The 18,529-nt window shown below is 62.5% G+C and carries 15 protein-coding genes; 14 read left to right on the top strand and 1 reads right to left on the bottom strand.

The window, feature by feature from the left end; genetic code table 11:
* The first annotated feature begins 144 nt into the window (after positions 1-144).
* The 12 genes from CYJ07_RS11365 (at position 145) to CYJ07_RS11310 (ending at position 15,114) form a co-directional block, all read left to right on the top strand.
* Positions 145-1,011, top strand: coding sequence for a CheR family methyltransferase (locus CYJ07_RS11365; protein ID WP_104203812.1), 867 nt, complete (start codon positions 145-147; stop codon positions 1,009-1,011).
* A gap of 231 nt (positions 1,012-1,242) precedes the next feature.
* On the top strand, positions 1,243-2,304 hold the full coding sequence (locus CYJ07_RS11360) for a protein-glutamate methylesterase/protein-glutamine glutaminase (protein ID WP_104203811.1): 1,062 nt from the start codon (positions 1,243-1,245) through the stop codon (positions 2,302-2,304).
* Between the two features lie 51 nt (positions 2,305-2,355).
* Positions 2,356-4,128, top strand: a complete 1,773-nt coding sequence (locus CYJ07_RS11355) for a methyl-accepting chemotaxis protein (RefSeq protein WP_104203810.1) — start codon at positions 2,356-2,358, stop codon at positions 4,126-4,128.
* A gap of 62 nt (positions 4,129-4,190) precedes the next feature.
* Positions 4,191-4,580, top strand: a complete 390-nt coding sequence (gene cheY, locus CYJ07_RS11350; protein ID WP_104203809.1) for a chemotaxis response regulator CheY — start codon at positions 4,191-4,193, stop codon at positions 4,578-4,580.
* A gap of 39 nt (positions 4,581-4,619) precedes the next feature.
* A complete protein-coding gene (gene cheZ / locus CYJ07_RS11345; protein ID WP_104203808.1) occupies positions 4,620-5,312 on the top strand; it encodes a protein phosphatase CheZ in 693 nt (230 codons plus the stop codon).
* 205 nt (positions 5,313-5,517) lie between these two features.
* Positions 5,518-6,714 carry a flagellar biosynthesis protein FlhB gene (flhB, locus tag CYJ07_RS11340; protein ID WP_104203807.1) on the top strand — a complete coding sequence of 399 codons (1,197 nt, stop codon included), beginning with the start codon at positions 5,518-5,520 and terminating at the stop codon, positions 6,712-6,714.
* Positions 6,711-8,792, top strand: coding sequence for a flagellar biosynthesis protein FlhA (flhA, locus tag CYJ07_RS11335; protein ID WP_104203806.1), 2,082 nt, complete (start codon positions 6,711-6,713; stop codon positions 8,790-8,792). Before flhB ends, flhA begins: the two co-directional genes overlap by 4 nt.
* 12 nt (positions 8,793-8,804) lie before the next feature.
* Positions 8,805-11,003: a flagellar biosynthesis GTPase FlhF gene (flhF, locus tag CYJ07_RS11330; RefSeq protein WP_104203805.1), complete on the top strand. Its 2,199-nt coding sequence runs from the start codon at positions 8,805-8,807 to the stop codon at positions 11,001-11,003.
* The gene (locus CYJ07_RS20465) at positions 11,004-11,606 is read left to right on the top strand and encodes a hypothetical protein (RefSeq protein ID WP_197038327.1); all 603 of its coding nucleotides are present in this window, start codon (positions 11,004-11,006) and stop codon (positions 11,604-11,606) included.
* 13 nt (positions 11,607-11,619) lie between these two features.
* Entirely contained in the window at positions 11,620-12,054 is a 435-nt protein-coding gene (locus CYJ07_RS11320) for a flagellar protein FlhE (RefSeq protein ID WP_104203804.1), read from the top strand.
* Between the two features lie 43 nt (positions 12,055-12,097).
* Entirely contained in the window at positions 12,098-12,805 is a 708-nt protein-coding gene (locus CYJ07_RS11315) for an RNA polymerase sigma factor FliA (protein ID WP_104203803.1), read from the top strand.
* A 269-nt stretch (positions 12,806-13,074) separates the two neighbouring features.
* Positions 13,075-15,114 carry an acyltransferase family protein gene (locus CYJ07_RS11310; protein WP_104203802.1) on the top strand — a complete coding sequence of 680 codons (2,040 nt, stop codon included), beginning with the start codon at positions 13,075-13,077 and terminating at the stop codon, positions 15,112-15,114.
* A 145-nt stretch (positions 15,115-15,259) separates the two neighbouring features.
* On the opposite strand, the gene CYJ07_RS11305 is transcribed toward CYJ07_RS11310, so the two are convergent.
* On the bottom strand, positions 15,260-16,462 hold the full coding sequence (locus tag CYJ07_RS11305) for an EAL and HDOD domain-containing protein (RefSeq protein ID WP_104203801.1): 1,203 nt from the start codon (positions 16,460-16,462) through the stop codon (positions 15,260-15,262).
* A 504-nt stretch (positions 16,463-16,966) separates the two neighbouring features.
* Between CYJ07_RS11305 and CYJ07_RS11300 the strand changes: the two genes are divergently transcribed.
* Entirely contained in the window at positions 16,967-17,785 is an 819-nt protein-coding gene (locus CYJ07_RS11300) for a motility protein A (protein WP_104203800.1), read from the top strand.
* Positions 17,778-18,464, top strand: a complete 687-nt coding sequence (locus tag CYJ07_RS11295; protein WP_104203799.1) for an OmpA/MotB family protein — start codon at positions 17,778-17,780, stop codon at positions 18,462-18,464. The genes CYJ07_RS11300 and CYJ07_RS11295 overlap by 8 nt, the downstream gene beginning before the upstream one ends.
* The last annotated feature ends 65 nt before the right edge of the window (positions 18,465-18,529 follow it).

Below are 18,529 nucleotides of genomic sequence, written 5' to 3'. Positions count from 1 at the left end.
AGAAGCGCAGACCTCCGCGCAAGGGGAGGTGGCAGAACGTCAACGTGCCGCTTCGACAGAGCGGCATCATGATCCGCTTCCAGTTAAGCGCGAGCCTGCCAAGCCAAGCAAGGCGGCGGCCGCCGATGAAGAGTGGGAGACATTTTGACTCAATCACAGGCCCCCGGGGCGGAGCCGAACCAGTGGTCCGGACTGGGTCACCTCGAACGTGACCTGATCCTGACCGACGAGGATTTCGCCCAGATTCGTCAGTTGATCTATCAGCGTGCGGGTATCGTGCTGGCGGAGCACAAACGCGAGATGGTCTATAGCCGGCTGGCCAAGCGATTGCGTCATCATGGCCTGACACGGTTCAGCGACTATCTGGCGCGGCTGTCTCGCCAGCCCGAGGCCCGGGAGTGGGAAGCCTTCACCAACGCGCTGACCACCAACCTCACGGCCTTCTTCCGCGAGATGCACCACTTTCCCCTGCTGGCGGAGCACATACGCAAGGCCAGCGGGCCGGTCAAGGTATGGAGCGCGGCAGCGTCCACGGGCGAGGAACCCTATTCCCTCGCCATGACGCTGCTTGAGAATCTGGGTGCCCGAGCCTCCGAGGCCCGAGTGGTGGCGACCGATATCGATACCGAAGCGCTGACTCGGGCGCGTGCGGGCGTCTATCCGGTAGAGCAAGTCCGCAAGCTCGAAGACGAGCGAGTGAGGCGCTTCTTCCAGAAGGGCAAGGGGACGCACGAAGGGCTGGCGCGAATACGCCCCGAAGTCTCTTCGCTGGTGGAGTTCCTGCCGATGAATTTACTGGCGCCGCAGTGGCCGGTAAAAGGTCCTTTCGATGCCATCTTCTGTCGCAATGTCATGATCTATTTCGACAAGGAGACCCAGGCGCGAATTCTCCAGCGTTTTGCACCACTGCTCAAGCCGGATGGCCTGCTGTTCGCCGGTCATTCGGAGAACTTCTCCTATATCAGCAAGGTATTCCGGCTGCGCGGCCAGACCGTCTATACCCTGGCTTGAGCCCGGGTTGGAGGCCACACGAGGCGATACGAGTCGCTGGCGACAGCGGCTCGTATCGCCTCGTGATTTCGACCGCTCAGTGCATCGATCCCGGCGCAATTCACGATGTTCGTAACGCCAGGATCGGTGTCGTCGGCCGGCAAGCCAAGCCTAAAGTTTTCCTTCGCTTTGTCGATATAGAAGTACATGTTTGCCTGAGCCGATGCGGCTCTCGTTACAGGAGGCCTGGCCTTGGGATCGAACAGGATCAAGGTGCTATGCGTTGACGATTCGGCGCTGATTCGTGATCTGCTCAGCGAGATCATCAACTCGCAGCCGGACATGGAAGTGGTGGCGGTAGCGCCGGACCCTCTCGTCGCACGCGACCTGATCAAGCGCCACAACCCCGATGTGCTGACGCTCGATGTCGAGATGCCGCGCATGGACGGGCTCGATTTTCTCGAGCGGCTCATGCGCCTTCGTCCGATGCCGGTGCTCATGGTCTCGTCACTGACCCAGGCCGGCTCCGAGGTCACATTGCGGGCGCTGGAGCTGGGGGCGTTGGACTTCGTTGCCAAGCCTTCGCTCGGCATACGCAACGGCATGATGGAGTACGCCAACGACATCGCCGAGAAGATCCGTGCCGCCGCCAAGTCTCGCCCGCGTCAGGCGCGGCGGGCGGAGACGCCTGCGCGGGCAACGCTCAAGGCACCGCTGGTGTCGAGCGAGAAGCTGATCATCATCGGGGCTTCCACCGGTGGGACGGAGGCAATTCGCGCGGTGCTCGAGCCGTTGCCGGCCAACAGCCCGGCGATTCTGATCACTCAGCACATGCCTGGCGGTTTCACGCGCTCCTTCGCTGAGCGATTGAACCGGCTCTGCAGCATCACCGTGAAGGAAGCGACCGACGGCGAGCGTGTGCTGCCGGGGCACGCCTACATCGCTCCGGGCGATGCGCATCTCAAGCTGGCGCGTAGTGGGGCAAACTATGTGGCCAAGCTCGACGACGGTCCTCCCGTCAATCGCCATCGCCCCTCGGTCGACGTCCTGTTCCATTCCGCTGCCACCCAGGCGGGTCGCAATGCCATTGGCGTGATACTTACCGGCATGGGCAAGGATGGCGCGGCCGGGCTGCTGGAAATGCGTCAGGCCGGATCGGCCACGCTGGCGCAGGACGAAGCCAGCTGCGTGGTCTTCGGCATGCCGCGTGAAGCCATCGCCGTCGGGGGCGCCGGCGAAGTGATTGGGCTGGACGATATACCGGAGCGTCTGATGGAACTGATCGCGGCCTCCGGCCGGGCGCAGCGAGTCTGACAGGACATCGACAAACGATAACAACCGTCTCCAAACGCGAGGAACGCCACAATGAGCCGGGTCTTACGCAACATCAGCATCCACGCATCCGTGATATCCGCACTGGTCAGTTTCGCCGTGCTGATTGGCGTGGTGTCGCTGCTGTCTGCCATGTCGGAGCGGCAGGCGGGCCGCATCATGGCCGATCTGGACCGTATCAACGTTCAGCAGCTCAACGAGATCAACCGCGCCGATGCGCTGCTCAATGTGGCGCGTGTCAGCCTGGAAATTGCCTCCAATCAGATAATGCTGGGTCGCATGCGCGACGCCAATGGGCAACTCGATATCGCGGCCGACCGGATGGATCGCGCCGAGGCGCGTTTCAACAATTTCGTCGCCGCCCCCAAGTCGGAGCGGGCCCAGGAAATGGCCGATGCACTGGAGCGGGATTTTTCCGCCGTACTGACGCTGGTGCGAGAACAGCACCAGGCGCTCGATCAGCTCGATACGCCGGGATTCGGTCGGCTGCGTGACGCTCTGATCGAGCCCAGCGCGGCGCTGTCGGACAGCATGGCCACGTTCGTCACCTATGGCTTCGACAGCGCCAAGGCCATGACCGCGGACTTCCGTACCCAGGCAGATCGCTTCGAACTCGTGCGTTACGGCGCCCTGGCCTTTGCCGTCGTCGTGCTGCTGCTGGTCTACGTCGGTTTGCGCGCGACCGTGATTCGTCCGCTCAATTCCGCCGTCAAGCACCTCCAGACCATTGCCAAGGCCGACCTGACCGGGCGTATCCCGGAAGGTAGCCGCAACGAGATCGGCAAGCTGTTCAATGCCATGCGCAACATGCAACAGAGCCTGGTGCGCATCGTCGGCCAGGTACGCGACAGCAGTGGCTCGATCCATATCGGCACGCGCGAGATCGCCAGCGGCAATGCCGATCTATCCTCGCGCACCGAGCAGCAAGCGGCTTCGCTGGAAGAGACGGCCTCCAGCATGGAGGAAATCACCGCCACGGTGCGGCAGAACGCCGACAATGCCCGTCAGGCCAGTGGCTTGGCGCTGGACGCCTCCGCCACGGCCGAGCGCGGCGGCGAAGTGGTCGATCGCGTGGTGAAGACCATGGGCGACATCTCGACCAGCTCGCAGAAGATCAGCGATATCACCAGCGTGATCGATTCGATCGCTTTCCAGACCAATATCCTGGCGCTGAACGCCTCGGTGGAGGCGGCGCGTGCCGGCGAGCAGGGGCGTGGCTTCGCTGTGGTGGCCGGTGAGGTACGCAATCTTGCCAGCCGCAGCGCCACCGCCGCCAAGGAGATCAAGGCGCTGATCGATGGTTCCGTGTCGCAAGTAAAGGAAGGGTCGACGCTGGCCGAGCAAGCCGGCGAGACCATGGACGACGTGGTTAAGGCGGTACGGCGGGTCACCGACATCATGGACGAGATCGCCGCGGCCTCGCAGGAGCAGAGCGACGGCATCGAGCAGGTGAGCCAGGCAGTCGGCCAGATGGATCAGGTGACCCAGCAGAACGCCTCCCTGGTGCAGCAGGCGACGGTGGCTGCGGCCTCGCTCGAAGAACAGGCCCGTCGTCTCGAGCAGGCCGTTGCGGTATTCCGCCTGGCGGGGGATGCCGGCCGTGCGACAGCCGTGGACAAACCCACGACGATAACCAAGTCGTCCAAAGGCGCCGTGGCATTGGTCAAGCACAGTGGGGCATCCGCCTCGGCGAAGCCGAACATGTCGGCTACCTCCCCATCGCGTGAGGTGGCCCAGGTCGATCCCAAGCCTCGCCCCAAGCCGCAGCGTGAGCCTGTGGCGGAAGGCGACTGGGAAGAATTTTAAACCATGACGGCAACCGGTTTGCCGTCAGATGAATCATTGCCTGAGAGAGAAGAGGAATCCTGATGGCTGACAAGAACATGAGCTTTCTGGTGGTCGACGATTTTCCCACCATGCGCCGCATCGTGCGAAGCCTGCTCAAGGAACTGGGGTACACCAACGTCGAGGAAGCCGAGGATGGTCAGGAAGCGCTGACCAAGCTGCGCTCCGGTTCCTTCGAATTCGTGGTGTCCGACTGGAACATGCCCAACCTCGACGGCTTGGAGATGCTCAAGCAGATTCGCGCCGATGCCGCACTCAAGGAGTTGCCGGTGCTGATGGTCACGGCCGAGGCCAAGAAGGAGAACATCATCGCGGCCGCCCAGGCGGGCGCCAGCGGTTATGTGGTGAAGCCTTTCACCGCTGCCACGCTGGAAGAGAAGCTCAACAAGATTTTCGAGAAACTGGGCAAGTGACGCAGGCAGGCGAGATCCGCTTGCGGAGGAGATAACAAGATGAGCGCAAATGAGCAGTCCGGCGAGGCTCAGCCGGCCAATGCCGCTGGCGAAGAACTGGTCCAGCGTATCGGTCAGCTGACGCGCATGCTGAGGGAGAGCATGCGCGAACTCGGCCTGGACAAGGAGATCGAGAAGGCGGCGGAGGCGATTCCCGATGCACGGGATCGTCTCAGCTATGTGGCGAGCATGACCGAGCAGGCCGCCGAGCGGGCGCTCAACGCCATCGATCGCGCCCAGCCGCTTCAAGACTCCATCAGCAGCGGCGCCGAGTCGCTGGATAAGCGATGGGCCGAGTGGTTCGCCGAACCCAAGGAGCTCGACGAGGCGCGGGAGCTGGTCAAGGAGACCCGCACCTACCTGGCCGGCGTCCCCGACAAGACTCAAGCAACTCAGAAAGAGCTGCTCGAGATCATGATGGCCCAGGACTTCCAGGACCTGACGGGCCAGGTGATCAAGAAGATGATGGACGTGATCCGCGAGATCGAGCATCAACTGGTGCAGGTGCTGATCGACAACGTCCCCGAAGAGGTCGCGCGCGAGAGCATGCAGCGCAAGGCCAACGATCAGTGGGAGACCGAAGCGCGCCGCCGCGAGGAAAGCCTGCTCAACGGTCCCCAGATCAAGCCGGGAGCCGATGTCATGACGAATCAGGATCAGGTCGATGATCTACTGGATCAGCTCGGCTTCTGAGAAAGGTGGAAGTCCAGACAGGGCCTGCCTGCCTGGGCTCGCCAACTAGTCGATTGCTCTCTTAACGCTTCGCGTCCCTCATTGCTATCTTCTTCCGCGCCGTGGGTCGTGGCCGATAAGGCCACGATCATCGGCGCTTTTTGGCGTATCGCCTCCTCACCGTTGACGCCACAATGGCCACCGTGCAGAAGAGTGTCTGGTAGCCATGGCCGACGAAAGCAGCGATCAGGAAAAGACCGAAGAGGCCACGCCCCGACGGCAGGAGAAGGCACGCGAAGAGGGCCAGGTGGCCCGCTCCCGCGAGCTGACTACCTTCATGCTGTTGTTGGGCGGCGTGGTCGGCATGTGGTCGATGGGAGCATTGCTCTACGATCAGCTCGGCCTGGTCATGGAGCAGGCTTTCCTGTTCGAGAGACGCCAGGCGTTCGAGACCGGCCCCATGCTGATGAACGTGCTCGATCTGGCGAACCACACGTTGCTGACGATGCTGCCGCTGTTTCTGTTGCTGACACTGGTGGCCCTGGTGGCGCCCGCCCTGCTGGGCGGATGGCTGATCTCCGCCAAGTCGCTCAAGCCCCAGCTCTCGAAGCTCAACCCGGCCAAGGGGCTGAAGCGTATGTTCGGCACCCAGGCGCTGGTGGAGTTGTTCAAGGCGGTAGCCAAGTCGATTCTGATCGGCGGCGTCGGTTTGGCCTATCTCTACTTCCACATCGGCGAGTATCTGTCGTTGATGGATCAGCCGACCCGCCAGGCCCTGGCACGCGCCTTGATGATGGCAGCTGAAGCCTGCGGTCTGATGGTGCTGACGCTGCTGGTCGTCATTCTGATCGATGTGCCGTACCAATTGTATAGCCACGCCAAGAAGCTGCGTATGTCCAAGGAAGAGGTCAAGCGCGAGCACAAGGAATCGGAAGGGGACCCGCACGTCAAGGCGCGCATCCGTTCCCAGCAGCAGGCGATGGCGCGTGGCCGAATGATGAGCAAGGTACCCGAGGCCGACGTGATCATTACCAACCCGACCCACTACGCGGTGGCACTGCAGTACGACGAAACGCGCATGGGGGCACCCAGGGTAGTGGCCAAGGGAGCCGACCTGGTGGCGGCCCGCATCCGCGAGCTCGGCCAGGAAGCCGGCGTGCCGTTGCTGCAGGCAGCACCCCTGGCGCGTGCTCTTTATCATCACGTGGATCTCGAAAGCGAGATTCCGTTGGATCTGTATACCGCTGTGGCGGAGGTGCTGGCCTGGGCCTTCCGTCTCAAGCATGTCTCACTAGAGGGGGGAGAGGTGCCGCCAACACCCGAGAACTTGCCCATCCCGCCGGAGCTGGAAGTACCGGCGGCCGATGAGGCCCGTCAATCCGAAGAGCGGGGCCAGACGGCGCCCGGCGGGGCGAGCGAATGAAATCACTGAGCCACTTCATCGGCCGCCGCGACTGGCTGGGCGATGCGCGAATGAAACTGCTGGCCGGTCCGGTCCTGATCATCATGATCCTGGCCATGATGATCGTGCCGTTGCCGCCGTTCGCCCTGGATCTGCTGTTCACCTTCAACATCGCCCTGGCCGTGATGGTGCTGCTGGTCAGCATGTTCACGCAAAAGCCGTTGGATTTCGCCGCCTTCCCGGCGGTCCTGCTCTTTACCACGCTGCTGCGGCTGTCGCTCAACGTGGCATCCACCCGGGTCATCCTGATGGAAGGCCATGCGGGTGGAGACTCCGCGGGCAAGGTGATCGAGGCGTTCGGCGAATTCCTCATCGGTGGCAACTTCGCCGTCGGCCTGGTGGTGTTCCTGATTCTCGTCATCATCAACTTCATGGTCATCACCAAGGGCGCCGGGCGTATCGCCGAAGTGGGGGCGCGCTTCATGCTCGATGCCATGCCGGGCAAGCAGATGGCCATCGATGCCGATCTCAACGCCGGCTTGATCGGCGAAGAGGACGCGCGCCGTCGGCGGAGCGAGGTCGCCCAGGAAGCCGATTTCTACGGCTCGATGGACGGTGCCAGCAAATTCGTTCGCGGCGATGCCATGGCCGGCCTGGTAATCATGGTCGTCAACGTCATCGGCGGCTTGTTGATCGGCATGCTCCAGCACAACATGGGCTTCGGCGATGCCGCCCGCACCTACACGCTGATGACCATCGGTGATGGTCTGGTGGCCCAGATTCCCGCGCTGGTGATCTCCACCGCTGCCGGCGTGACCGTATCCCGAGTCAACACCGACCAGGATGTGGGCCAGCAGATGATCAGTCAGCTGTTCGTCAACCCGCAGGTGCTGGTACTCGCGGCAGTGGTGATGGGGCTGCTGGGCCTGGTGCCCGGCATGCCCAACGTAGTCTTCCTGCTCTTCACTGTGGTGCTGGCGGGACTGGCCTGGATGCTTACGCGCCAGCAGGAGCGTCGCCTGGTGGAAGAGGAGATCAGTGCCGAGCCGACACCTCAGCCAGAAGCGCCCGAGGCGAGCTGGGACGACGTGCAACTGGTGGACACCCTGGGTCTCGAAGTGGGCCATCGTTTGATCCCGCTGGTCGATCAACGTCAAGAGGGTGAGCTGCTGGGTCGCATCAAGAGCGTGCGCAAGAAATTCGCCCAAGAGGTCGGTTTCCTGCCGGCCGTGGTACACATTCGCGACAATCTCGAGCTCGGCGCCAACACCTACGTGATCACACTCAAGGGGGCCGAGATTGGGCGGGCCGAAGCCTTCCCCGGGCAGTGGCTCGCCATCGACCCCGGCCAGGTGACCGGCCAGTTGCAGGGGACGCCGACCTCCGATCCGGCCTTCGGCCTGCCGGCGATCTGGATCGACGCCGGCCAGCGCGAGCATGCCCAGGTCTATGGCTATACGGTGGTCGATGCCGGTACCGTCATCGCCACGCACCTCAATCATCTGCTGCATCGCCACGCCCCCGAGATGCTGGGCCGCCAGGAAGTGCAGAAGCTGCTCGACAAGTTGGGCGACGAACAGAAGTCGCTGGTCGAGGAGGTGGTGCCCAAGGCCATCAGCCTGACCGCCCTGCAGCGCATCCTGCAGAACCTGCTCGATGAGGACGTGTCGATTCGCGACATGCGCACCATTCTGGATACACTGGCCGAGTACGCGCCGCAGCAACAGGATGCCAACGAGCTGACCGCGCTGGTACGCATCGCCCTGGGGCGTGCCATCACCCAGCAGTGGTTCCCCGGCCGCGATTCGCTCCACGTGCTTGGCCTGGATGCGCAGTTGGAACAGGTGTTGCTGCAGGCAATGAACGGTAACGGTGCGCTGGAGCCGGGCCTGGCGGAGACGTTGATGAGCCAGGCGGAGCAGGCCGTGGCTCGCCACGAGGCGAGCGGCGAGCCCCCGGTGATGGTGGTGCAGCACAGCCTACGGCCGCTGCTGGCGCGCTTCCTGCGCCGGCGCATGCGCCACCTGGTGGTCATGTCGCAGGCGGAAGTTCCCGACGATCGCACGCTACGCGTCACGACGCTGGTGGGAGGCCGATAAACGATGAGTGTCATGCGTTTCCTGGGAGTCAACAGTCGTGAAGCCATGCGACAGGTGCGTGAGGCACTGGGCGACGAGGCGTTGATTCTGGCCAACCGACGCACCGATCAGGGGGTCGAGATTCTGGCCATGGCCGAGTCGGCCGCCCCCGCTGCCGGCGAGATGCTTGCAGCACCGCCGCCGGAACCTCCGGCACCGCGAAGGCCAGCGACACCCGACAGCGCCCAGGCCTTCGAGACGATGAGCGCCCAACTGCTCGAAGAGATGCGCGACATGCGCGCGCTGCTTTCGCGTGAGCAAGTGTCCCGCGAGCAGCACCAGCGGCAGGCTCCCGCCGGTACCGGCGACCAGCTGGCCCAAGTGATGCTCGAGGCCGGCTTCGGTGCGGCACTGACCGATGAGGTCGTCGCTGCGCTGCCCGAGGAGCTGGCTACGGCCGGACAAGTGGATGAGCGAGCCATGGCGTGGCTGGAGCGACAGTTGGCCGGTCGCCTCCAGGGCCTCGAGGACGAGGCCGCCTTCATGGACCGCACCGGTATCGTGGCGCTGATCGGACCTACCGGGGTGGGCAAGACGACCACCACCGCCAAGCTGGCGGCGCGCTACGTCATGCGCCACGGCACTCGTCCGGTGGCCCTGGTTACCACCGACAGCTTCCGTATCGGCGCCCATGAGCAGTTGCGCATCTACTCGCGCCTGCTCGACGTGCCGATGTATGCCATGAACGCCGACCAGCCGGTCTCCGACCTGCTCGAGCGAATGCGCGGCAAGTCCTGGATCATCATCGACACGGTCGGTATGAGCCAGCGTGACCATCGCGTGATCGAGCAAGTCGGCCACCTGCGTGGGGAGGACTCGCCGGTTCGGCTGGTGCTGCTGCTCAACGCCGCCAGTCAGCCCGAGACACTGGAAGAGGTGGTAATTCGCTATCGCCAGGCGGCCCAGGCCGCGGGCGGCGAACTGCGTGACTGCATCATCAGCAAGCAGGACGAGGCGGGCCGCCTGGCGCCGGTACTGGATATCGTCATGCGCCATGGCCTGCGCTTGCTTTTCGTCTCCCATGGCCAGCGCGTGCCGGAGGACATGTCGTTGTCCGATCCGGCGACGCTGGTGCATCAAGCGCTTGCCACCCGCGTCGCGTTGCCGGCGGCGCGGCAGGCGACCGAGCCCGCCGGTCGCACGGGCGGCAACCTGCTGGGGCAGGGGCGACGCCTGGCGACAACGCTTCAGGCTCTGCGGCGGCGTCTCGCCGGCTTCGACCGACTCGAGGCGGTATGGGACCTGCTGGGGTTGCCGGACCCGGTCCAGCAGCAGCGGCTGGAGGACTTGCTGGTCGACTACCCCGTGCCCGGCCAAGCCCTGGGCATGCTATGGAGCGAGCGACGCCGTGTCCCCGGCGAGCGCTGGTCGATGCCCGACGTGGCCCTGAGCCCCGAAGGCACCTGGCTGGCGTTACCGCTGCTACAGCACCGTCAGGTGGCGGGGCAGCAGGCTCGGTTGCAGGTGGCGTTGGAGCGACATGACATCAGCGTGCATTTGATGAACGGCCTGCCCGATAGCGAGGCCGGCGAGTGGCTGGAAGAACGCGAAATGACGTGGTGCAGCCAGGTGCGCGGCAGTCAACGCGTGATTCACGGTGGCGAGCGACAGCCTTTGGCCGCGCTGGCGCCGGTCGCGGAAGCGCTGGGTGAAGTGGGGTGTCGCTTCCGCGGCGCGCCCGGCCGACTCAGCCTGGCATCGCTGCCGGTGAGCTTGGTGCTCAAAGGCAGCCCGCGCGAGAGCGAAGGACTATCCGCCCGGGCCTGGTTGGGGCAGGTGCGCGATAGCGAGAGCGGCCGGCCACTGGCCAGGCGCTACTGGCTCGCGCCGGCGCGACTGGGGCGCGAACCGAAGCCTTTGCTGCTGTCCTTGTTGCAGGGCGACGTGCTGGCGCCGCTGACTCGACGTGCCTGGCAACGCCTCGATCCGGCCGACATCGGCGAGCTGCGCCCCGACGTGCGCCTGAGCATGGCCAGCGGACTGGCCACGGTGGCGGCACATCTGGACCTCTCTGAGGACGAAGCGGCCATGGATCTTCGAGCCGAGTTGCTGGGGCTGGGAGGTGGGCGTCGTCGCCGTCGCGATGTCGCCCTGCTGGAGGCGTTAATACAACTGTTCTTGGTGCGCGATGCCATTCGCCACCTTGGCCTTGGCGAAAGGGAGACAGGCTAGATGGGAAGGGATCAGGCTGCTGGCCTGCGCCAGTGGGCATCCGCCACCTCGCAGGAATGCCCCACACACGTAGCCGAAATGCTGATCAAGCTGGCCGGCGAACGGGATACCGGCGAGCGCTCGCCCCGCGAGTCGCGCGAGGTCGCCAAGTCGGTACCGCCCCGGCCCGCGACGACACGGGATATGGGCAAGCCGCCTTCCTCACGGCGTACCCACCAGGGCGTTACGTTGATGGTACTGGGGCTGCCCGGAACGGCCGAGCGCCACACCCTGAAGGTCAGCGAACTGCTGCAGAGCTGGGCTCGCCAGGGCCGGCGCTGGGTGGGCGACCCAGGTGGCTGGCGAGTCGTAGCGCTATCGGTCACGAGTCCGCATCTGGCGGTGCTGGCGACGCAGCAGGCGCACTGGGCGCTGTGGGTCGACGACGATCTCGAAGCGTTCCGACGTGCCTATCGCATTCTCAAGCAGATCGACGAGAGCGGCGGGCCGCGCCGTCTATTGGCGGTTCACCCGCCGGGCGTGGGCCGGCAGGGCCTGTTGGCCAACCTGCAGCACGTGGCGGCGAGCTACTTCGGCATCGAGCTGTTGGTACTGTCGAAATGAAGGTGCTGTCGAGATGAGACGAGCAGCGATCCGGATCTTTCGCATGCTGGGGGCGGGCGCCTGCCTGCTGACCACGATGGCGCATGGCGCCGGCAGTTGGGTAGCGACGGCCCCAGCGCTACAGGCAGCGCTGGTGGAACGGCCGGTAGCATCGGCACCCCTGGCGCCGCCCGATCCCGCGCTAGCCCGCGGGCAAATGATGGGCCAGGTCAGTTGGCAATTCCAGCCGCCCAGCGGCGTCGAGGTCAACGCCGCGCTCTGCCACTTGGGAGGGTGCGTGCGCCTGCCGGCGCCGCGCGGTCATACCGAGGCGTTGGCCGGGCTACCGGCCGATACGACGCTTCATTTTGAATTCTCCCTGCTCGATCGACGCCAGCGCGTCGTAACCCTGCAGGGGTTGCAGGTCATCGTCAATCACGCGCACGATGAAACGCTCCGGAACCGTTGAGCGTGTTCACGTCGGGAAGGGCGCCAGCCGCGAGAGCATGAGCATGTACACAGCACGAGGCAAGATTGAACAGACAGACCTGCTGGAGGAGTACCTGCCGCTGGTGAGGCGACAGGCGCTTTCCATGCAGGTACGCCTCCCGGCCAGCATCGAGCTGGATGACCTCATCCAGGCCGGTACGGTGGGGCTACTCGAAGCCATGGGGCGCTTCGATTCGACTCAGGGGGCTAGTTTTGCCACCTTCGCCAGTCAGCGTATCCGCGGCGCCATGCTCGACGAGCTACGCAGCCGCGACTGGTTGCCGCGTAGCGTCAGACGCAACGCTCGCGCGGTAGACGAGGCCGTCAGACGCCTCGAGCAGCGCCTGGGGCGTTCCGCCGAAGAGCACGAAATAGCCATCGAGTTGGATATCGGACTCGACGAATACCGTCAATTGCTCAACGATACCAACAGCGGCCACCTCCTGCCGTTCGAGGCGCTGATGGACGAGGGGATCGAGCCGGGCATCGAGGATGCAACGCTCGATACGCCCTATCACCAGCTCATCGATGAGCAGAAGCGGCAGCAGCTGGTGGAAGGTATCGAGGCGTTGCCCGAGCGCGAGAAGCTGCTGATGGCGCTGTACTACCAGGAGGAGCTCAACCTGAAGGAGATCGGCGTCGTGCTCGGGGTCACCGAGTCACGGGTGTGCCAGCTGCACAGCCAGGCGGTGAGTCGACTGCGGGCCCGCCTGGCCGAGCAGGAGGAGTGATGTCGCGCATCGCCCTGTAGGTGTCGTCCAGCTATGCAGCCCGGCCTTGTGCCGGGCTGCTTGCGTTTGGGTCTCCACAGGGTGTCGCGTCTGCTCCTGACTACTGCGCTGGGGTTGGAAGGAAATGTCCGAATGTGAATGACTTGGTTTGTCGGGAGGAGTTGATTTTTCAGTCGTAAGTTTCATATCTCTCATCTTGTACCGTTTCTGCATACGGTCTAAAAAGGTAAATCCGTGTATTCTTCCGTAACTTTTGAGGGGGCTTGAAGATGCGGGAGGGAGTGCTGAAATACAGAAGAGAAATCGATGGTCTCAGAGCTGTAGCGGTTATCCCCGTTATTTTATTTCATGCCGGATTTTCCTGGTTTTCCGGTGGCTATATTGGCGTAGATGTTTTCTTTGTCATCAGTGGGTACCTGATCACTTCGCTCATTATTGCTGACTTGGAGAAGGGTGTCTTTTCCATTGCTAGATTTTACGAACGCCGCGCACGTCGTATCCTTCCGGCACTCTTCTTCGTGATGCTATGCTGCATTCCTTTTGCCTGGTTGTGGATGCTTCCCTCGCAGTTTCGGGACTTTTCTCAATCTTTCGTCGCGATCAGTTTTTTTTCTTCAAATATACTGTTCTGGATAAAGTCGGGCTATTTTTCAGCCGCTTCGGAGGAGAAGCCATTGCTTCATACATGGAGCCTGGCGGTCGAGGAGCAGTTTTACCTCTTTTTTCCTCTGCTGCTTCTCGTTGTGTGGCGCCTTGGACGAAATCCCGTTTACTATTTGGTAATCATCATTTCTTCTCTCAGCCTGCTATTGACCGAGTGGGGCTGGCGTTACCAACCCTCAGCCAACTTCTATCTACTTCCATTTCGCGCTTGGGAATTGGGAGCGGGGGCGCTGTGCGCTTTATGGCTCAACGGTCGTTCCCAAGCTTCCAGTTCGGTGCTTTCCATTCTGGGGCTTGGGATGGTCATCTTTCCCGTTTTCTTTTATGACAAGTACGTTCCATTTCCTTCGTTATATGCATTGGTCCCGGTAGTGGGAACGGTTCTGATCATTCTGTTTGGCTCCTCTTCGACTCTCGTGGGGAAATGGCTATCCATGAAGTTTATGGTGGGAGTCGGCCTGATCAGCTTCAGTGCTTATCTTTGGCACCAGCCCCTGCTGGCATTTGCAAGAATTCGCAGTCTGACCCCGCCATCATGGGAAATGATGGCCATCCTCTGCATAGCATCCCTAGGGCTGGCATACATTACCTGGCGCTTCGTCGAGAATCCGTTCAGAAATGGAAGCGTCAGATTCATGAGATCTCGTGCCAAAGTGTTTGCCTTCTCCATAGTGGCGTCTACCGTGTTCTTTGCCTCCGGTGTCTTTGGGCACCTTAGCGGGGGTATACCGCAGCGAGTCCCCGAACAAGCTGCGTTCCTGGCGGCTGAAACGAGCAATACAAACCCTAGAAGGGCGGAATGCCATGCCGAACCCTTGCAGACGGTTCCTGAGTGCACCTATGGAGGACGAGAGTTGGGGGCCATTGTAATTGGCGACAGCCACGCCGCGGCAGTTATCCGCTCAATTCAGTACGCAATGGACGATCCAGACAAGCATGTTCTGGATTGGACACTGGCGAGCTGTCCGACCATTTCAGGCATCAGGAGCCTGGAATCCGGCAATCCGCGGTGTGGCGAGTTTGTTGAGTATGCACTGAACAAAAGTCGGGAGCTGGACCGGGATGTACCCATCTTTATCGTCAACCGCTTATCTTCCTATTTGCTGGGGCCCAATGAACCCTACCTGGCAGATAAGGCAGCGTATCCCGAATATTATCTCAGCCAGCACTTCGAAAGTCGCAGCCAGGCCTATCTCGACGACATGGCTCGAGGAGTTGTCGACACGGCCTGCGAACTGGCCGAGGAGCGCGAAGTGTTCATGTTCCGCCCCTTCCCCGAACTGAAAGTGCACGTGCCGATGCATATGGCCAGATCGTTGTTGTTTTCGGGGCAAGTGCAGAGAGTGCACATTGCAAAGGCTGAGTATCTTGAGCGACATCGAATTGCTCTCGATATCCAGGATCGGGCCGCCGAGGAGTGCGGCATCAAGATCATAGATCCATTGCCTTACCTTTGCACCCAAGAAGGCTGCTGGGGCGATATCGATGGGCAGCCGATTTATTATGACGATGACCACCTCAGCGAATCCGGCGGCAGATCCATCATTCCCGCGATTCGCGTCGCATTTGAAGAAAAAGAAGGTATCGGAAGGCCTGAGCCAAACTCTCCTGCGTCACGGATCATGTCATCCTTTCAGTTGCATTGACAAAAATACAACTTGAACGCAGTAGCCCGCTTGTACCATGGCAAAAAGGAGAGGGCGATGGAGCCCCTCTCCCTTCGAATGCTACCGGAGCTGGCCAACATCGTTCCCGTGACGGCTGTGTCGCTCCCGTCCCACACGATGTGTGTCAAAGGTCGGACATCAACCCCTTGGTGCTCCCCAGCGCCGCCATGTAACAGTTGTGGAGTTGGTCGGCGGGTACCTCGTCGATCGCTTCTTCGACTTGCCGTTCATGGTTCTCGCAAAGCGTCAGCACGGCCCCCAGCGGGCCTTCGCGAAACTTCAGCGCCCGTATGATCGCCAGGCCCAGCGGAAGATGCTCCAGCAGCGTGCTGCGGTCCTCCTCGAGCAGCGCGTCCATCATCGAGAACAGTCCGGTGGTGAAGGCATCCTCGGGATCGAGCGTGGGAAAGGGGGCGGCCAGGTTGCGGCACATGAAAGCGCGAATCAGCGCCATGCGAAGAATGATGCGCGACGAGGGCTGGAGACTGGCCAGAGTCAGGGTCAGAATCAATCGGCGCAGCTCCAGCAGGCCGAGTATCTGTACGGCACGATGCAGGTCGACCACCTTGCCGCCGCGGTTGAAGTAGTTGGAGTTGGCACGCCGCAGTATCGCCACGTGCAGGTGGGGCACCTGAACGACCAGTTCGTGCATGCGGTTGAGGTCGCTATTGTCTTCGTAGAGCGCACGAATCAGGCGAAGCTGAGCGGCACGGTTGCCGTGGCGGCCGCGCGGCGGGGAAGTGATGAAGCTGGGCTTGGCCAGGTAGCGTCCATGGTAATAATCGCAGCCCATCGCCTGGAAGCTTGCCAGTTCTTCGCGGTTGCCGATGTTCTCGACCAGCAACTTGATGTTGCGTGCCGGCAGCCTCTCGAGAGTGGCGTCGTCGAAGTCGTTCGGCGAGTCGAGCAGGATGATGTCGACGCGTCCCAGCATCGCTTCGTGATCCTGTTTGACCAGTTGGCTGGGGGCGATGACCCGATACCCGCGTTCGCGGATGTCGTCCAGCCGCGTCAGCAGGGCCAGGTCTACGGTGCGTGCATCGGCAATACCGAGAGCCAGGCGTGGCGCCGGGGTCGGCAGCAGCTCCGGGCGGTCGAGCCACTCGAGCGGCAAATCGACGAACAGCGACCTATCGCCGAGCAGCCCCCCATCGCCGAGTTCGTAGATGGCGCTGGTCAATGCCCGGGCGGTGGCGGCCATGATGTCCTCGACTTCCGCAGCGCCATCATGGCGGTACACTAGGCGATCCGCGACGTGATGATGGCTGGCGTCATGGATCGGATGTAGGGCGACGGTACAAGGATCGTGATCGACTTGCTCTGACATGCGGTTTGGCTCCCTGCTGGGTGTCGACGCACCCTCTGTGGCTCTTTGCCGAATGATTTTTTCTGAGTAACGTGCCGGGGTGGCCGGGTACGCTTCACAATGCCTGATGCAGCGTATCGAGTGCCGGCTCCAGGCCCGGCGTCAAGCGTTCGAGGCCGGGACGGGCGAGGTCGACGATCGGCTGGAAGGCCATGGTGAACACGAATAGCCCGAGCGGCTATCATGGTACGGCCCATGTCAGGACGTTGTCGTCTTGCTGCGCTTGGCTCAGGCGCTTATCTACGTATCGGCAATATACTCAGGAACTTGAGCGCTCGGTCGCTCTCGATTTGCGAGGTAAAGCCTCGTATTGGTTGATCTGGATCAACTAACGTCCGGCGTCTGTCAGGCACGACTAAAGTGTCGCGTCCCGGCCGCCGATAACCCTGTTAGCCTACGCATGTTTCCGCCCCGAGCGGCCTACTGCGAGGCGAGACTCGACGCCCCGTATCACCAGGAGCCCGAATGAATCCCTCAACCCTTATCGGTATGTTTGCCAGCGTCGTCCTGTTGGTTAGCGTGCTGTTCTTCACCGCCGAGTCACCCCAGAGCTTCATCAACTTGCCTGGGCTTGCCATCGTGCTGGCCGGCACCATGGCGGCGACCTTCATTAGCTATCCGCTCAAGGAAGTGCTGCGTGTGGTACGCCTGGTGGGGCTGGTCTTCCGCCGCGAGAACACCTATACCCGCGACGACATCAAGGAGCTGGTGGATATTTCCCGGCTGTGGTTCAAGGGCGATGTGCGGGCCGTGGAGCGAGCGCTGGAGAAGGCGCGCAACCCCTTCCTGCGCACCGGCATTCAGCTGGTAATAGCGAACACCAAGGAAGAAGAGATCTTCGATCTGCTGCGCTGGCGCATTGCCCGGCTCAAGGCGCGCGAGCACGCCGAAGCCCAGATCTTTCGCACCATGGCGACCTACGCCCCGGCTTTCGGCATGATCGGTACGCTGGTGGGGCTCGTCAATATGCTCGAGGTGATGGAGTCTGGCGACCTGCATGTCATCGGACCGCGTATGGCCGTCGCACTGTTGACCACCTTCTACGGCATCCTGCTCGCCAACCTGGTGTTCAAGCCGATCGCGGTGAAGCTGGAACGGCGTACCGAGGAGCGCCTGATCGCCATGAACATGGTGCTGGAGGGGATTTCTCTGATCACCAAGCGGCGCCTGCCTTCCTTCATCGAGGAAACGCTGCACTCCTTTGTCGCCAATTACCACGACGAGATTCGCGATCCTGAGGTCGTCCCCCGCTCAGTCCCGGGAGGAGAAGAGCAGAATGCTTGATCGCAGCACGCGCGACATGCTGCATCCGCTGGCCTCCCCCGAGGTCGACGGCGAAGGGTGGCTGGTGAGCTACCTCGATGTGCTGACGCTGCTTATCACGCTGTTCGTGCTGTTGCTATCGCTGTCGGGCAACGGGCTGACTCCCCATGGCGAACGACAAGGCGGCACGGCGAGCCAGATCATCACGCCACAGGCCGAGGCAGCGGCGCGTCTGGTCGCCTCGAGCGGGCTCAAGCCTCGCCACGACGGCTTGCAGCCACGCTTCGCAGGGCTCGACATCGAAGGCGTCAGCGTGGCCGAGGGGCAACAGGGCATCACCCTGCGCATCGACGACAACCTGCTGTTCGCCAGCGGGCAGGCGGCGCTGACCGGGCAGGGACGTGAGGTGCTCGGGCATCTGCTCGAGATCCTGCAATCTTTCGATGGGGAGATCTCCGTCGAGGGGCATACCGACGACATTCCGATCGCCACGACGCGTTTTCCTTCCAACTGGGAGCTCTCTTCGGCCCGCGCTATCGCGGTGTTGCGCTACCTGACCGAACTCGGGCTTGGTGCGGAAAGACTCCGTGCCGTGGGCTACGCCGAGACTCGTCCGCTGGAGAGCAATGCGACTGTGCAGGGCCGCGCCTCCAATCGGCGCGTCGAGCTGATGCTACGGCAGCCTCTTGCCGAGGGCTGACGGCTGCCTGCGCAGTCGCCGACGCTGGCATCATCGTGGAAAGTGGCGTCCTCGGCGCAAGGAAT

It is taken from the genome of Billgrantia saliphila, assembly GCF_002930105.1.
Lineage (GTDB): Bacteria > Pseudomonadota > Gammaproteobacteria > Pseudomonadales > Halomonadaceae > Halomonas > Halomonas saliphila.
Note: the sequence above shows the minus strand (reverse complement) of the source record. Positions and strands in the feature narration are given on the sequence as shown.

What these genes read in the sequence shown, in the direction of transcription:
- CYJ07_RS11310 (WP_104203802.1), top strand. Translation starts at nt 13,075, where the DNA reads ATGCGGGAGGGAGTGCTGAAATACAGAAGAGAAATCGATGGTCTCAGA.
- CYJ07_RS11305 (WP_104203801.1), bottom strand. Translation starts at nt 16,462, where the DNA reads ATGTCAGAGCAAGTCGATCACGATCCTTGTACCGTCGCCCTACATCCG.
- CYJ07_RS11295 (WP_104203799.1), top strand. Translation starts at nt 17,778, where the DNA reads ATGCTTGATCGCAGCACGCGCGACATGCTGCATCCGCTGGCCTCCCCC.
- flhB (WP_104203807.1), top strand. Translation starts at nt 5,518, where the DNA reads ATGGCCGACGAAAGCAGCGATCAGGAAAAGACCGAAGAGGCCACGCCC.
- cheZ (WP_104203808.1), top strand. Translation starts at nt 4,620, where the DNA reads ATGAGCGCAAATGAGCAGTCCGGCGAGGCTCAGCCGGCCAATGCCGCT.
- CYJ07_RS11315 (WP_104203803.1), top strand. Translation starts at nt 12,098, where the DNA reads ATGTACACAGCACGAGGCAAGATTGAACAGACAGACCTGCTGGAGGAG.
- CYJ07_RS20465 (WP_197038327.1), top strand. Translation starts at nt 11,004, where the DNA reads ATGGGAAGGGATCAGGCTGCTGGCCTGCGCCAGTGGGCATCCGCCACC.
- CYJ07_RS11355 (WP_104203810.1), top strand. Translation starts at nt 2,356, where the DNA reads ATGAGCCGGGTCTTACGCAACATCAGCATCCACGCATCCGTGATATCC.
- cheY (WP_104203809.1), top strand. Translation starts at nt 4,191, where the DNA reads ATGGCTGACAAGAACATGAGCTTTCTGGTGGTCGACGATTTTCCCACC.
- flhA (WP_104203806.1), top strand. Translation starts at nt 6,711, where the DNA reads ATGAAATCACTGAGCCACTTCATCGGCCGCCGCGACTGGCTGGGCGAT.
- CYJ07_RS11320 (WP_104203804.1), top strand. Translation starts at nt 11,620, where the DNA reads ATGAGACGAGCAGCGATCCGGATCTTTCGCATGCTGGGGGCGGGCGCC.
- flhF (WP_104203805.1), top strand. Translation starts at nt 8,805, where the DNA reads ATGCGTTTCCTGGGAGTCAACAGTCGTGAAGCCATGCGACAGGTGCGT.
- CYJ07_RS11300 (WP_104203800.1), top strand. Translation starts at nt 16,967, where the DNA reads ATGAATCCCTCAACCCTTATCGGTATGTTTGCCAGCGTCGTCCTGTTG.